This is a genomic window from Nonomuraea sp. NPDC050328, assembly GCF_044459405.1.
Classification (GTDB): domain Bacteria; phylum Actinomycetota; class Actinomycetes; order Streptosporangiales; family Streptosporangiaceae; genus Nonomuraea.
On sequence record NZ_JBITIW010000005.1, the window covers coordinates 243,021 to 256,324 of the forward strand.

15 protein-coding genes and 1 pseudogene are annotated in these 13,304 nt (G+C 72.4%); 8 read left to right on the forward strand and 8 right to left on the reverse strand.

Annotated features, from left to right (window positions below):
• Window positions 1-4: 4 nt before the first annotated feature.
• A complete protein-coding gene (ligD, locus tag ACIBG7_RS20845) occupies window positions 5-1,186 on the reverse strand; it encodes a non-homologous end-joining DNA ligase (RefSeq protein WP_397337277.1) in 1,182 nt (393 codons plus the stop codon).
• Window positions 1,187-1,239: 53 nt separating this feature from the next.
• On the opposite strand from ligD, the gene ACIBG7_RS20850 reads away from it, so the two are divergent.
• Both ACIBG7_RS20850 and ACIBG7_RS20855 read left to right on the forward strand, forming a co-directional pair.
• Entirely contained in the window at window positions 1,240-2,442 is a 1,203-nt protein-coding gene (locus tag ACIBG7_RS20850) for a cytochrome P450 (RefSeq protein ID WP_357928218.1), read from the forward strand.
• 1 nt (window position 2,443) lies between these two features.
• On the forward strand, window positions 2,444-3,844 hold the full coding sequence (locus ACIBG7_RS20855) for an LVIVD repeat-containing protein (RefSeq protein ID WP_397337278.1): 1,401 nt from the start codon (window positions 2,444-2,446) through the stop codon (window positions 3,842-3,844).
• A gap of 48 nt (window positions 3,845-3,892) precedes the next feature.
• Here the strand turns inward: ACIBG7_RS20855 and ACIBG7_RS20860 are convergent, their stop codons facing one another.
• Together ACIBG7_RS20860 and ACIBG7_RS20865 are read right to left on the reverse strand one after the other, a co-directional pair.
• Window positions 3,893-4,633 carry a crotonase/enoyl-CoA hydratase family protein gene (locus ACIBG7_RS20860; protein ID WP_357928222.1) on the reverse strand — a complete coding sequence of 247 codons (741 nt, stop codon included), beginning with the start codon at window positions 4,631-4,633 and terminating at the stop codon, window positions 3,893-3,895.
• A 40-nt stretch (window positions 4,634-4,673) separates the two neighbouring features.
• Window positions 4,674-5,060 (reverse strand): hypothetical protein, encoded by a 387-nt coding sequence (locus ACIBG7_RS20865; RefSeq protein ID WP_357928224.1) that lies wholly within the window; start codon window positions 5,058-5,060, stop codon window positions 4,674-4,676.
• 120 nt (window positions 5,061-5,180) lie between these two features.
• Between ACIBG7_RS20865 and ACIBG7_RS20870 the strand changes: the two are divergent.
• Window positions 5,181-5,279: pseudogene (locus ACIBG7_RS20870) on the forward strand (hypothetical protein); the annotation flags it as partial.
• Window positions 5,280-5,298: 19 nt separating this feature from the next.
• On the forward strand, window positions 5,299-5,508 hold the full coding sequence (locus ACIBG7_RS20875) for a hypothetical protein (protein ID WP_357928377.1): 210 nt from the start codon (window positions 5,299-5,301) through the stop codon (window positions 5,506-5,508).
• 3 nt (window positions 5,509-5,511) lie between these two features.
• Here the strand turns inward: ACIBG7_RS20875 and ACIBG7_RS20880 are convergent, their stop codons facing one another.
• Window positions 5,512-5,871 carry a hypothetical protein gene (locus tag ACIBG7_RS20880; protein WP_397337494.1) on the reverse strand — a complete coding sequence of 120 codons (360 nt, stop codon included), beginning with the start codon at window positions 5,869-5,871 and terminating at the stop codon, window positions 5,512-5,514.
• Window positions 5,872-5,963: 92 nt separating this feature from the next.
• The gene (locus ACIBG7_RS20885) at window positions 5,964-6,524 is read right to left on the reverse strand and encodes an NADAR family protein (protein WP_397337280.1); all 561 of its coding nucleotides are present in this window, start codon (window positions 6,522-6,524) and stop codon (window positions 5,964-5,966) included.
• 78 nt (window positions 6,525-6,602) lie between these two features.
• Here ACIBG7_RS20885 and ACIBG7_RS20890 point away from each other — a divergent pair, with 78 nt between their 5' ends.
• A complete protein-coding gene (locus tag ACIBG7_RS20890; protein ID WP_397337281.1) occupies window positions 6,603-6,911 on the forward strand; it encodes a hypothetical protein in 309 nt (102 codons plus the stop codon).
• An 18-nt stretch (window positions 6,912-6,929) separates the two neighbouring features.
• Here the strand turns inward: ACIBG7_RS20890 and ACIBG7_RS20895 are convergent, their stop codons facing one another.
• A complete protein-coding gene (locus ACIBG7_RS20895; RefSeq protein ID WP_397337282.1) occupies window positions 6,930-8,627 on the reverse strand; it encodes an acyl-CoA dehydrogenase family protein in 1,698 nt (565 codons plus the stop codon).
• A gap of 30 nt (window positions 8,628-8,657) precedes the next feature.
• Here ACIBG7_RS20895 and ACIBG7_RS20900 point away from each other — a divergent pair, with 30 nt between their 5' ends.
• The 3 genes from ACIBG7_RS20900 to ACIBG7_RS20910 all read left to right on the forward strand — a co-directional run bounded on the left by ACIBG7_RS20900 (window position 8,658) and on the right by ACIBG7_RS20910 (window position 10,561).
• Window positions 8,658-9,380, forward strand: coding sequence for a PaaX family transcriptional regulator C-terminal domain-containing protein (locus ACIBG7_RS20900; RefSeq protein WP_397337283.1), 723 nt, complete (start codon window positions 8,658-8,660; stop codon window positions 9,378-9,380).
• 47 nt (window positions 9,381-9,427) lie between these two features.
• Complete coding sequence (locus tag ACIBG7_RS20905; protein WP_397337284.1) at window positions 9,428-10,087, forward strand: alpha/beta fold hydrolase; 660 nt, start codon at window positions 9,428-9,430, stop codon at window positions 10,085-10,087.
• A 78-nt stretch (window positions 10,088-10,165) separates the two neighbouring features.
• The gene (locus ACIBG7_RS20910; RefSeq protein WP_357928234.1) at window positions 10,166-10,561 is read left to right on the forward strand and encodes an ASCH domain-containing protein; all 396 of its coding nucleotides are present in this window, start codon (window positions 10,166-10,168) and stop codon (window positions 10,559-10,561) included.
• Window positions 10,562-10,706: 145 nt separating this feature from the next.
• Here ACIBG7_RS20910 and ACIBG7_RS20915 read toward each other — a convergent pair whose 3' ends face one another.
• A complete protein-coding gene (locus ACIBG7_RS20915) occupies window positions 10,707-11,750 on the reverse strand; it encodes a hypothetical protein (RefSeq protein WP_397337285.1) in 1,044 nt (347 codons plus the stop codon).
• 97 nt (window positions 11,751-11,847) lie between these two features.
• A complete protein-coding gene (locus ACIBG7_RS20920; RefSeq protein ID WP_397337286.1) occupies window positions 11,848-13,293 on the reverse strand; it encodes a glutamate--cysteine ligase in 1,446 nt (481 codons plus the stop codon).
• Window positions 13,294-13,304 lie beyond the last annotated feature (11 nt).

Sequence of the window (13,304 nt, forward strand, 5' to 3'; positions counted from 1 at the left end):
GCGATCACGCCCAGGGGTTGTAGTCCGATTCGAGAGCTTCCTGCGGCGGGCGGAGGTTTTCCGGCACATGCTGGAGGTTCACCCGGATCCGGTACCACACGCTGCTGCGCCCGCGCATGCCGTCCACGAGCACGTCGGCGGGCTCGAGCAGGGCGGCGACCTCCGGATGGCGGGCCTTCCAGCGGTCGAGCCCGGCCAGCGCCTCCTCCTTGTGCTGCGCCTTGGCGATCTCGATCACCGGCATCTGCTGCACGCGGCGGCCCTCACCCTTGGGCGGCTTCGGCGCGGGCCCGAGCGACTCGGCCAGCTCCAGCAGCCCGGTCAGCGAGCCGGGCTCCAGGCCGAGGTCCTCCCAGGGGTCGCCGCGCTCGGCTAGGCGCTTGGGCACGGTGTCGAGGGTGAACTCCTCGGGCCGGCAGCCGGGCACCTCGTCCCAGGTCAGCGGGGTCGAGACCCGGGCGTCGGGCACGGCGCGCACGGAGTAGGCGCTGACGACGGTGCGGTCGTAGGCGTTCTGGTTGAAGTCCACGAAGACGCCGTGCCGCTCCTCCTTCCACCAGCGGGCGGTGGCGACGTCGGGGATGCGCCGCTCGACCTCGCGGGCGACCGCCTCGGCGGCCTTGCGCACCTGGGCGAAGGTCCAGTCGGGGGTGATCCGGGTGTAGACGTGGAAGCCGCGCGAGCCGGAGGTCTTCGGCCAGGCGCCCAGCCCGTGGTCGCCCAGCACCTCGCGCACGACCTGCGCGGTGGTCAGGATGTCGGCCCACGGCACGCCGGGCACCGGATCGAGGTCGATGCGCAGCTCGTCCGGGTGGGCCAGGTCGCCGGCGCGCACCGGGTGCGGGTTGAGGTCGACGCAGCCGAGGTTGACCACCCAGACGAGCTGGGCCAGGTCGGTGACCACGACCTCCTCGGCCGACAGTCCCGAGCGGTAGCGCAGCTCGGCGACCTCGATCCAGTCGGGCCGCTTCTTCGGCGCCCGCTTCTGGAAGAAGGCCTCCTCGGCGATGCCGTGCACGTACCGCTTGAGGATCATCGGCCGGCCGTCCACGCCGCGCAGGGCCGCCTCGCCGACGGCCAGGTAGTAGCGCACCAGGTCGAGCTTGGTGTGCCCGCTGTCGGGGAAGACGACCTTGTCCGGGTTGGTGATCTGCACCTGTCGCCCGGCGACCTCGATGTCCGGCATAAGGCCCAACATACGTTCTTCCCACGCGGGGTTCGCCTGGCTAGCGTGCGATTATGCCGGATCTTGAGAGCTTCCCCTTCCCGCCTTGCCCGCGCGGGCGTCCCGCCGACGCCTACGCCCGCCGCCTGGCACACGAACCCGCCGGCCGGGTCCGCCTGCCCAGCGGCGACGAGGTCGTGCTGACCATGCGGCACGACGACACCCTCGCCGTGCTCAGTGACGCGCGCTTCACCCGCGAGCTGTTCTACGAGGGCGCGCCCCGGCTGTACGAGGGCTTCAGCTTCAGCGACATCCCCGGCCTGCTGATCAGCACCGACCCGCCCCGGCACACCCGGCTGCGCCGGCTGCTGGCCGGCGCCTTCACCCCGCGCCGGATCGAGCAGTGGCGGCCCCGCGTCCGCGCCGTCGCCGACGAGCTGCTGGCCGGGCTGCCCGGCGAGTTCGACTTCGTCTCCGGCTTCGCCTTCCCGCTGCCCGTGCAGGTCATCTGCGAGGTCATGGGCGTGCCCGGGATCGACACCGAGCGGGTGGCGAGCTGGGCGGAGGCGATGCTCTCCACCTCCGGGCTGCCCCTTGAGGAGAAGCTCACCGCCGGCGCCGGCTTCCACGCCTACGTCGCCGGGCTCATCGAGGAACACCGCGCCGACCCCGGCGACGGCATGCTCGCCGTCCTCGTGCACGCCCGCGACGAGGAGGACCGGCTCACCGAGGAGGAGCTGGTCGTGCAGACCATGGGGCTCTTACTGGGCGGCTACGAGACCACCGGCTCGGTGCTGTCCCGGTCCGCGCAGCGGCTGCTCGACCCCAGGCCGGAGGGGTACGGCCGACTGGCCGCCGACCCGTCGCTGGTGCCCGCGGCGGTGGAGGAGCTGCTGCGGCTGGAGTTCCCCGGCGACACCACGCCCATCCGGGTCGCGCTGGAGGACGTCGAACTGCCCTCCGGCGCGGTGATCGCCAAGGGCCAGGGCGTCATCGCCTCCTTCATCGGCGCCAACCACGACCCCGCCGTCTTCCCCGACCCGGCCGCCTTCCGCCTGGACCGGCCCATGCCCTCGCCGCACCTCGGCTTCAGCCGCGGCATCCACTACTGCCTGGGCGCCAACCTGGCGCGGATGGAACTGCAGGAGGCGCTGTCCGCCCTGGTCACCGGCCTGCCCGAGCTACGGCTCGCCGTACCCGCGGACGAGCTCGACTGGACCACCGGCACCATGGCCCACCGCCCCGCCCGGCTGCCGGTCGTCAAGGACGGCCGCTGACGTGCGAGGCGCCCTGCCGGCGCTGGCCGCCGCGCTCTCCCTGCTCCTCGCTGCCTGTACGGCGGAGCCGTCCCGGCAGCCCGCCAAGGCCCCGGCGGCGAGCCGGACCCAGAGCCCGCTCGGGGACGGGACCCCGATCCGGCCCGGCGACCTGGCCGACTACCTCGACTCGGCCGAGCACGACGCCGCCCTGGTCCCGGTGGCGAACGTGCCGCGCCGGCCGCCCATGGACGTCGAGGAGGCGGTCGGCTCCGACCTCGCCTTCACCGGCGGCTACGCCATCGCCGGGAACTACCTCGGCTTCACCGTCTACGACATCTCGCGGCCCGAGCAGCCCCAGGTGGTCAGCCAGGTGTACTGCCCGGGGCCACAGAACGACGTGACGGTCAGCGGGAACCTGCTGTTCCTCTCGGTGGACCTGGGCATGGGCGGCGAACGCTGCGACGCGCCCGGCACCGGCGACTGGGAGGGGCTGCGCATCTTCGACATCGCCGACAAGCGGGCGCCCCGGTACGTGGGCGCGGTCCGCACGCCGTGCGGCTCGCACACCGCGACGCTCATCCCGAGCGACGACCCGGCGTCGGTCTACCTGTTCGCCACCTCGGCCCCGTCGCGGACCTCCGGGAGCGCGTGCCATGCGGCCAAGGGCAGCATCACCGTGGTCAAGGTGCCGGTCGCCGATCCCGCCCGGGCCACGGTGGCGGCGCAGCCGGAGCTCCTGGAGGGCGGCGGCAGCCCGGCGGGGACCGACCACATCCTGGTCGGCGGGTGCCACGACGTCACCGTCTACGCGCCCAAGCGGCTGGCGGCGGCCTCCTGCATCGGGGACGGGCTGCTGCTGGACGTGTCCGACCCCTTGCGGCCCAAGGTGCTCGACCGGGTGCGTGACCCCAAGCACTTCGGCTACTGGCACTCGGCGGTGTTCAGCCAGGACGGGAGCAAGGTGGTGTTCTCCGACGAGTTCGGTGGGGGGCGGTCCAGTGTGTGCCCTCCGGCGAGGGGTGGGACCTGGGGGGCCAACGGGGTCTACACCCTGAAAGGGACCAAGCTCACCTTGCAGGGATATTTCATGATTCCGCGGGTGGCTCGGGGGACGTGTAGCGCGCACAACGGGTCTCTGGTGCCGGTGCCCGGACGGGACGTCATGGTCCAGGGGTGGTACGAGGGCGGGGTCAGCGTCATCGACTTCACCGACCCGGCTCATGCCCGGGAGATCGGGTACTTCCAGCGGGGGCACGCGCCGGTGTCCATGGGTGGGAGTGGGGGGTCCTGGTCGGCTTACTACTACAACGGGTACATCTACTCCAGCGACCTCTACTCGGGGCTGGACGTGCTAAAACTGACCGGGGTGCGGCAGGAGGGGCAGCGGCTGACCGAGTTCAACGCCCAGACCCAGGGCTGACGGGCTCTTGGGGGCGCGGTGTCCTTCCGGTTCTTTCGGGTCGCGGGTTCAGAAGGCGCCGTGGCGGCCCTCTCCGGCGGCGAAGCGGGCCGCGCCGCCCACCGCGTCCCCGAGCGCGGTCATCCCGTGCCGCAGCTCGTTGACGATCGCCTCCCCCTCCGGCAGCCCCTCCTGCTCCAGCGCCGACAGCCTGTCACCGCGCAGACACGTCTGCGGGAACCGGGCGAGCTGCCGGGCCAGCTCCTCGGCATGCTCGCGAGAGGAGCCGGTCGGCACGACCCGGTTGGCCAGCCCCATGGCCAGCGCCTCGGCCGCCCCCACCGGCCGCCCGGTGAGGATCAGGTCCATCGCCCGCGACAACCCGATCAACCGCGGCAGCCGTACCGTCCCCCCGTCGATCAGAGGCACGCCCCAGCGGCGGCAGAAGACCCCGAACACCGCGTCCTCCTCGGCCACCCGCAGGTCGCACCAGAGCGCCAGCTCCAGCCCGCCCGCCACCGCGTGCCCGGCGACCGCGGCGATCACCGGCTTGGTGAGCCGCATCCGGGTCGGGCCCATCGGCCCGTCGCCCTCCTCGCCGACGTGGTTGTCCAGCGCCTTGAGGTCGGCCCCGGCGCAGAAGGTGCCGCCCTCGCCCCACAGCACCGCGACCGCCGCGTCCGACCGCTCGAACTCGGCGAAGGCGTCGCTCAGCGCGTCGGCCGTCTTGCGGTCGACGGCGTTGCGGACCTCCGGCCGGGAGAGCACGACCGTGCTGACCGATCCGTCCCGTTCCATCCGCACGCTCATGGGGCGAGCATCCCCGCCCGCCCCGCCGGACGCAAGGCCGCTACGGCGTGTAGACCTGCTGGACCCGGACGATCTTCTTGCCGGAGAACCAGACGTGGAAGCCCATCTGCTTGGTCGCCTTCGGCCGCAGCTTGGTGTTGAGCCAGGAGTAGGACACCTTCTTGGACTGCGACTGCCCGGCCAGGATGTTCACGTACAGCTTGGCGCCGGGGGCCACCTCGTGCTTGCGCCACTTGCCGGTGCGCTTCCACTGCCAGGCCTCGAACTCGGGGTGCGGCCAGATCTTGCCCTTGGCGAACCACAACTCCCCACCGCCCGCGGCGTGCAGGAACCCGAACACCTTGGTCGCCGTCGTGGCGGCTTGCGCCGGAGGAGCCAGCAGGGTGAGCCCGAGCGCGACAGCCAGGAGGACACTTCGTACCTTCATGGGTCCATTCATACCGGTCCACCGGCCCTCTGTGCACGGCGGCAGCAGGCAGGGAAGATCCACAGCATGCCCACCCTCATCTACGAGACCCACTCCATCACCACGGACAACGAAGCCGGCATGGCCACCGGCTGGCTCCCCGGCGACCTCTCCCCCACGGGCCGCCGCCTCGCCGCCGAGCTCGGCGACCGCCGCCGCCACGACGGCCTGACCGCCGTCTACACCTCCGACCTGCGGCGTGCCGTACAGACCGCCGAGCTCGCCTTCGCGGCCCACCCGCTCCTTCCTCGACGACCACGCCACCGGCCCCGGCCCCCTCCTGGTGATCGCCCACTCCGCCAACCGCTGGGCCCTGCAACACCTGCTGAACGGCATCCCTCTGGAGGACCTGGTGAACGCCCCCTTCACCTGGCAACCCGGCTGGACCTTCCACTTCCCGCCGCGCTGACGATCACCGCTCCACCAGCGCACGGAACTGCGCGAAGTCGTCCGGGCTCGCAAGAGAGCGGCCGACGGAGACGAAGGAGAGCAGCCGCAGCGGCCGCCCGGCCCGGGCGGCGGCGAGCAGTTTGTGGTGCCCGTCGAGCAAGTAGTGGAACAGGTTCCAATGCTGCCGGTCGGAGAAGTACGGGCCGCTGACGTCAAGGACCCCGAGGGAGACAGCGGTACCGAAGGTGTCGGCCTCCGCGTACCGGGAGACGGTGGCCTCGTCCGTCGAGTCCAGAGGGCGCCGCTCCAGCCAGGGGTCGTCGGCCGTCCCTTGCGCGAAGTCGATCACCGAATCGCGCGCTCCCAGTTCCATGATCGGCATATCGGCTCCCAACGGTAGGCGGAGATCAAACCAGGGCGCCCTGACTCCTGCCGCCCCCCGCGAGGCACCGGCATTCCGACCGCCGGGAGTGCTCAGGATGCCAGTCGTTCGCGGACGGTCATCAACGCGAAGCCCAGCAGGTTCAGCCCCCGCCACCGCTCCGGAGAGGCGGCCCCCTCGTCGTCGGCGGTCAGGCCGATCCCCCAGATCCGGTCCACGGGGCTGGCTTCGACCAGCACCCGGTTGCCGCTGGACAGCAGGAACCGCCGCAGGTCCGGGTGCTGGCCGAACTTGGCGAGGCTGCCGCGGACCACGATGTCGAAGCGGTGTGCGTTCCAGGTCTGCTCGTCGAAGCCGCGCACCGTCCGCCCGACGGCCTTCGCCTCGCCCGGGTGTCTCGCCGCGAGGATCTCGGAGGCGGCTTCGTGGTCGCCGAACAGCCACGCCTTGTGCGCCATCATGTAGTGCTCGGCCGAGGCGAAGACGTGCCCGTCCTCCTGGAATTCGACCGGCCACCACTGCGACAGGCAGCCCGCTGCGACGGTGCCGTCGCGGCTGGGGCGGTGGCCCCAGAAGTACAGGTAGCGCAGGCGCCGTCCCGCCCGTTCGGCGGCGATCGCCTCTTCCACCGTGCGAGGGAGCTGCTCGTTCACCCCGCCACCGTGCCACAGCGGCCTGAACCCGGGCCAATGGTTATGGCATGATCGCAGCCATGACGGCCAGAAAGGCCCATGCCGCGTAGGCCCCCGTCGCGGGTACGGACCTGCGAGACCCGCTGCGCGAGCCACCGTCCCGCCGCCCATCTGCCCCTCCCCGACTGCTCCGGCGAAGGTCCTCGCGGCCGGCTGGAGTTCGCCCTGCGCCGCCTTCCGGCGTGGGCCTCGCCGTACCTCTACGGTCTGGTCCGCCCGATCGACGCGAGGTTCCGGGCCAGGACGCTGGCCGACCCGCTCGCCTCCCCCGATCTGCCGTGGTGGGAACAGCGGCGGTCCTTCGACCATCCCGTGACTTCGTGCCCTCCGCCGCAGGTGCGCCCATGAATCGCCGATGCTCCGGCTTCAGTCCGCGAAGGCTCCGGAGAGCAGCTCGTCGAAGTGCTCCAGCTCCTCCGCCGGGCGGTCGATGCCGCGGAGGGGGCCGTGGTCGGCGAGGTGGGCGTCGGTGTAGAGGCGGGCCACCAGCGCCTTGCGGGGGCCGTGGCCGGCGCGTTCCTCCCAGCCGGCCTGCTCCAGCAGCAGGGCGGCGGCGTAGACGTCGGCCATGAACTGGGCGAGCGGGAAGAGCCGGGCCTCGGCGACGTCGGGGGCGAGCGCGGACCAGGCGGTGATGGCCTTGCGGAGGTCGTCGAGGCGGGCGCGCACGAGGTCGGTGGTCGCGGCTTCGGCGGCGGGGGCCTGGTCGAGGGCGGCGGCGACGCGGTCGAGGAAGGGCTCCTGGGCGTTCTCGCGGAGCATGGCGCGCCGTACGTCCAGGCAGAGGATGTTGTCCCCGCCCTCCCAGATCGGGTTGACCTGGGCGTCGCGCAGGAGGCGGGCGACGGGCCACTGCTCGATGTAGCCGTTGCCGCCGTGGATCTCGATCGCGTCGCTGGCGGCGGTGACGCCCAGGCGGGCGGCGCGGAGCTTGATCAGGGCAGGGGCCAGGCGCAGACGGGGGCCGCAGAGGCCGTCGAAGACGAGGGCCTGGACGGCCTCGGTCTCGACGATGAGCTCGGCGAGCTTGCGGCGCATGAGCGGCTGGTCGATGAGGCGGCGGCCGAAGGCCTCACGGGCGGAGGCGTAGCAGAGGGACTCGACCAGGGCGCGGCGGGCGGCGCCGGCGCCCATCATGGCGACGCCGAGCCGCGAGGCGTTGGTGAGCTGCATCATGGTGCCGAGCCCGGAGCCGGAGCCCTCCCCTGCCAGCAGGAAGGCCTCGGCGCCGGTGAACTCGACCTCGGCGGAGGCGACGGAGCGGGTGCCGAGCTTGTCCTTGAGCCGGCGGATGCGCACCGCGTTGCGGGTGCCGTCGCGGCGCTCCCAGAGCACGAGGAAGGGCTTGATGTCACCGGTCGGGAGCTTGGCGAGCACCACGAAGGCCGAGCCGTTGGCGTTCGAGGCGAACCACTTGAAGCCGGTCAGTCTCCAGGCGTCGCCGTCCGGGACGGCGGCCGACTCCAGGGCGGCGAGGTCGGAGCCGCCGGTGCGTTCGGTGAACATCTGAGCGGCTTCGCCGGAGTAGAAGCCATTGGCGAAGATCGTGCGGACTCGTTCGAGGACGTCGGCCGGCGCGTACTTCTCGGCCAGGCCGACCACCATGTCACCGCCGGTGCCGAGCGCGCAGCCCATCCCGATGTCGGCCTGGTCGAGCAGGTACGTCCAGGCCGCACCGAGAGCGCGGGGGTCCGCCCCGTTCGCGACGGCCTCGGCGGCGAAGGCGGGCGAGGTGAAGTTGTTGCTCATCAGCGCCGTGCGGGCGGTCTCGAACGAGGGCGGCATGACCACCTCGCTCACGTCCCGTCCCCACTTGTCGTACTTCTCCAGCCTGGGCGGGTTGCGGTCGGTCTCCTCCGCGCAGCGGGCGATCAGGCCGCCGGTCAACTCGCCGAGCTGGTCGAGGTACGGCTCGGCCCAGCCGTACCCCTCGCCGAGGTGGCGGCGCATGAGCAGGCGGAGCGCGGGGTCGCCGCGCCACCAGTTGCGCCCGGTGGCGCCCTGGTAGTGCTCGGTGGCGTAGCGGTCGCTGGCGTCGAACGGCTCGATGAGGTACCGGCTCATAGCGCGAGTGTTACATATAATCGACACGCGATGGAAGAGCGTAATAGTGGACTCAGTGCCCGGTCGGCCGTGCTCAGCGCCCTGCTCGGCTGCCACCCGCCCAGCTTGGCCGCCCGGCACCTGGTGCGGATCGGGGAGCTGTTCGGGATCGCGGAGGGCACGGTCCGGGTGGCGCTGTCGCGGATGGTGGCGGCCGGGGACCTGGTGCAGGCCGACGGGCGGTACACGCTGTCGGAGCGGCTGCTCGAACGGCAGGCGCGCCAGGACGAGAGCCGCGATCCGCACGTCCGGGCCTGGGACGGCACGTGGGAGATCGCCGTCGTCACGGCGGAGCGCCGCGCTCCGGCCGACCGGGCGGCGCTCCGGGACACGATGACCCGGCTGCGGCTCGGCGAGCTGCGGGAGGGCACGTGGATGCGGCCGGCGAACCTGGTGCGGGAGTGGCCGGACGTCGTCACCGCGCAGTGCACCCTGATCGACGGGCGGCCCCGGGCCACGGATCCGACACCGTGGCTGTGGGACCTGGACGGCTGGGCGGCCGAGGCCCGGCGACTCGAAGGGGCCCTCGGACGGGCTACCGGGCTGGCCGAGGGGTTCCTGGTCTCCGCCGCGGTGTTGCGCCACCTGCTGAAGGACCCGCTGCTCCCGCCCGAGCTCCTGCCCGCCGACTGGCCCGGCGAGCAGCTACGTGCCCGCTACGACGACTTCGACCGGGGTTTCCGCCGGGTCCTGCTGGAGCACATCGGGATGTAGCCCCACGGCACCGATGACTTCTTCCGAGCCCAGGAGTCCATACCCGCATGACAACTTTCGCGCTCATTCACGGCGGCGGCGGCAGCGCCTACGACTGGCACCTGGTCGAGGCCGAGCTGCACCGCCGCGGGCACGACACCGTCGCCGTGAACCTGCCGGTGTCCGACCCGGACGCAGGCCTCTGGGAGTACGCCGGCGCCGTCGTGCGGGCGGTCGGCGAGCGCGGCCCGGTCGTGGTGGTGGCCCACTCCTGGGGCGGCTTCGTCGGCCCGCTGGTCTGCGCCCGCGTCGACGCCGCCGCGCTCGTCCTGGTGACCGCGATGATCCCCAGCCCGGGCGAGGCGCCGGACGAGTGGTGGGAGCGCAGCGGCCGGCCCGACTCCGGCGTCGACGACGAGTACGAGCTCTACCTGCACGACGTCCCCCGCGAGCTGGGCGAGCGGGTGCTGGCCCACGACGCCGCGCTGAACGAGAAGGCCGCCATGGAGCGGGCCTGCGCGGAGCCCTGGCCGCTGCCCGCCTGGCCGGACGTCCCCACCCGGTACGTCCTCTGCCGCGACGACCGCTTCTTCACCCCGGAGTTCGCCCGCCGCCACGTGCGCGACCGCCTCGGCATCACCCCGGACGAAGTGCCCGGCAGCCACATGGCGATGCTGTCGCACCCGGCCGAGCTCGCCGCCTACCTGGCCGGCGTCACGGCCTCCTGACCAGCCTCCATCACCGGTACGGCAGGCCCATCCGGCCCTGGACGTCGATCAGGTTCAGGCCTCGGTAGGGTGCGGGACATGTGGGGACGGATCGATGGGCTCAGGACGTTGGACCTCGGCACGCCGGGCGAGATGCGCACGCACCTGAACGGCCTGGTGCTGGCCGGGGTGAAGACCGGCACGTCGAGCGTGCTGGAGCACGACTACCGAGCGGAGGGCGAGGCGGTCGAGCACGTGGGTGAGCGGCTCGTCCTGGTCGACGACGACGGCGGCCGGTTGGCGGAGGTCGAGGTGACGGCGGCCGAGGTCGTGCCGTTCGCGGCGGTGACGTGGGAGTTCGCCGAGTCCGAGGGCGAGGGGTTCCGCTCGGTCGAGCACTGGGGCGAGGCGCACCGCGCCTTCTGGACCGCCGCGGGCTACGAGATCGACGAGCACACCGAGATCGTCTGTGTGAACTTCCGGCTGGCCGGCTAGCCGACCCGCGGGTCACGGGTTCGTGACGGAGGCCGGCAGCCGCCTTGGCCTGCGGCGGGACGGGGCGTTCTGGGGCACACCGAGCTCACCCGGCCCCGGGCTGCACGGCATCGAACTCGGTCTCTGGACCAAGCGCACCAGCCGGTCACGGTGAGACGGCGAAGACGGCGCGGCGGTTGCGGAACTCGCTGACGCTCCAGATCTTGCCGTCCTGGAAGGTGAGGTCCTCCGGCCCGATGCACCAGGGGCGGGAGATCGACGGGCGGCCCGGGGCGGCGACGAGGAGGCGGCCGTTGCGCTGGTTGCGGAAGGCCTGGCTGAGGTACCAGGTGCCCTTCACGGACACGGCGCCCTGGATCATCTCCGCGCCGAGGGTGAAGGCGTCGCGCGGGACGCCGGAGGCCAGGTCGCCGCCGGAGGCGAGGTCCCAGCGGGCGACGCGGCCGAGCGGCGTGCCCTCCTTGTACTCGCCGGAGGCCAGCGTGCCGCTGGTGTGGTCGACGCCGACGAAGGAGAAGACCGCGCCGCGCTTGACCAGCCGCCAGGAGTCGCTCTGCGGGATCACGTAGCGGTAGCCGAAGGCGTGGAAGCGGCCCTCGTGCCGGCCGACGCGGTCGGCGTCGCCGAGGTCGGACTGGGCGGTCCGCAGGTCGAGCAGGTTGTTGAGGTCGAAGACGCGCAGGCCGCGGAAGGTGTCGGCGACGTAGAGGCGGTCGCCGACCCAGCCGCAGCCGCCGGCGTGGATGTCGATGGGGCCGTAGCTCCCGTCGGGGCGGGCCTCGACGAGCAGGCAGTGCTGGTACCGGAGGGTGCGCGGGTTGAGGAAGGTGACCCGGCAGCCACGCTCGCCGGTCTTGGTCTCCGGCTTATAGTACCAGGTCACCGCGAAGGCCGGGACGCCGACGGCGCCGGAGTCGGCGCTGCCGCTGAGACCCTGGGGGTACCAGTCGGCGGTGTCCTCGTCCTTGGCGTCGAAGGCGTACCAGTCGACCGGCTTGGGGGTCATCGTGCCGATGAACCCGCTCGCGCCGCGGCGCACCCCCGTACGGTTGCCGGTGGCCAGCACGGCTTCGACGGCGGTGGCGCCGATCTCGCCGGCGAGCTTGGCCGCGCCTTCGGCGTAGGTGCCGGTGCTCCGCTGGAGGGTGAAGGGGGTCGGGTCGGCCTCGGTCATCCCCATGGCGGTCATGTCATCCTCGCTTTGCCGTCCGTTGTGGTCAGTTTGACGGGCGAGGCTGGACATTAGTTGCGTTTCTCCGGCACCTCTTCCGATGGGCCGCGGAAGGTCAGCGCCACAGGTGCACGGGCACCCCGCTCAGCGCGAGCTTGCGGTAGGCGGTGACCAGGGCCCGGGCGTCGCCGGGGAACTCCCGCTGCCACGCCGCGCCGGTCCGCCCGGTCCGCACCCGCTGGGCGATGATCTCCAGGGCGGTGTCGGCCTCGTCGGGGACGACGCCGGCTTCGAGGAGTCCGGCCCTGGCCTGCGGCAGCAGGCTGAGGATGAGCTCGGAGGCGTCGAGCTCGCCCTCGTGCCCGGGCCAGGACAGCTTGGCGGACAGGCCCTGGCGGGCGGCGCGGTAGAAGTTCTGGTAGACCTCGCCGAACTTGTAGCCGGTCAGGTCGCGGTGCGACTCCGACAGGGTCAGTCCCAGCAGGAAGGCGGCGTTGGCCGTCATGTCCGCGCAGGTCGGCCCGGCGGGCAGGGCGCGCATCTCGATCCGCAGGTGGCCGCCGTCGGCGGGGTCGTAGACGGGCCGGTTCCACATCCAGACGGTGCCCATCTGCAGCCGGAGCTCGGCCAGGTCGGGGATGCCGCCCTGCCGTACGGTCTCCAGCGGGTCGGGGGCGTCGGTGAGCGCGGGCAGGACCGGCTCGTAGTCCTGGACGCAGCGCTCGAAGAGCTCGTAGGCTCCCTCGCGCACCCAGTCGGAGCCGAAGGTGACGCGCCCGTCGCGGCGGTAGAGGCGGCCGACGTCGCGGTCGTCGGCGGCCTCCTCCATGAGCACGATGCGGGTCTCCTCCCAGAGCCGCCGGCCGAGGAAGAGGGGCGAGTTGCCGGCGGCGGCGAGCACGGGGCCGATGGCGAGCTGGGCGGCGTTGAACAGCGGGGCGAAGCGCTCCGGCGGGGTGCGGAGGTGGATCTGCCAGGAGGTGTTGGCCGCTTCGAGCAGCACGTCCTCGACGACGAGTTCGAGGTCGTCGACGCGCACCACGAACGGTTCGAGCCGTACGCGGCGCACGCCGCGGCTGAGGGCGCGGTAGCGGGCCTCGTCGCTCATGGCGTGCGGGGTGAAGTCGCCGGTGCCGAGGGTGGGCAGGATGCCGATCGGGATCGCCCCGCCGCCTCCGCCGCCGTCGTCACCGTCGACGTCGAGCTCGCCCGCCGCGCGGTCGACGAGCGCGGTGATCTCCTGCAGCTCGTCGCCCATCGCGCGGAACGGCGACCCGGCCAGCGGCACGGGGGTCAAATTGCCTTCCAGGTTGAAGCGGCCCAGCTCCAGCGTGAGCCGCGGGTCGCCGATCGCCTCGAGGAGTTCCTCGTTGCGCGGCAGCGGATCGCCCATCTTGTCGATGAGGAACAGCTCCAGCTCACCGCCGATGGTGGTGTCGCCCTGACCGAAGCCGGGCCGGTCGAGCAGCTCGCGGAAGGCGGCGAGCTGCTCGACCAGGCGCTCACCGAAGACGGCGAATTCCTGCTCGGTGAAACGCTCCTTGTCCAGTTCCTCTCCCATGCCCTCCTTCT

What these genes read in the sequence shown, in the direction of transcription:
- ligD (WP_397337277.1), bottom strand. Translation starts at nt 1,186, where the DNA reads ATGCCGGACATCGAGGTCGCCGGGCGACAGGTGCAGATCACCAACCCG.
- ACIBG7_RS20850 (WP_357928218.1), top strand. Translation starts at nt 1,240, where the DNA reads ATGCCGGATCTTGAGAGCTTCCCCTTCCCGCCTTGCCCGCGCGGGCGT.
- ACIBG7_RS20860 (WP_357928222.1), bottom strand. Translation starts at nt 4,633, where the DNA reads ATGAGCGTGCGGATGGAACGGGACGGATCGGTCAGCACGGTCGTGCTC.
- ACIBG7_RS20865 (WP_357928224.1), bottom strand. Translation starts at nt 5,060, where the DNA reads ATGAAGGTACGAAGTGTCCTCCTGGCTGTCGCGCTCGGGCTCACCCTG.
- ACIBG7_RS20880 (WP_397337494.1), bottom strand. Translation starts at nt 5,871, where the DNA reads ATGCCGATCATGGAACTGGGAGCGCGCGATTCGGTGATCGACTTCGCG.
- ACIBG7_RS20890 (WP_397337281.1), top strand. Translation starts at nt 6,603, where the DNA reads ATGCCGCGTAGGCCCCCGTCGCGGGTACGGACCTGCGAGACCCGCTGC.
- ACIBG7_RS20895 (WP_397337282.1), bottom strand. Translation starts at nt 8,627, where the DNA reads ATGAGCCGGTACCTCATCGAGCCGTTCGACGCCAGCGACCGCTACGCC.
- ACIBG7_RS20900 (WP_397337283.1), top strand. Translation starts at nt 8,658, where the DNA reads ATGGAAGAGCGTAATAGTGGACTCAGTGCCCGGTCGGCCGTGCTCAGC.
- ACIBG7_RS20905 (WP_397337284.1), top strand. Translation starts at nt 9,428, where the DNA reads ATGACAACTTTCGCGCTCATTCACGGCGGCGGCGGCAGCGCCTACGAC.
- ACIBG7_RS20910 (WP_357928234.1), top strand. Translation starts at nt 10,166, where the DNA reads ATGTGGGGACGGATCGATGGGCTCAGGACGTTGGACCTCGGCACGCCG.
- ACIBG7_RS20915 (WP_397337285.1), bottom strand. Translation starts at nt 11,750, where the DNA reads ATGACCGCCATGGGGATGACCGAGGCCGACCCGACCCCCTTCACCCTC.
- ACIBG7_RS20920 (WP_397337286.1), bottom strand. Translation starts at nt 13,293, where the DNA reads ATGGGAGAGGAACTGGACAAGGAGCGTTTCACCGAGCAGGAATTCGCC.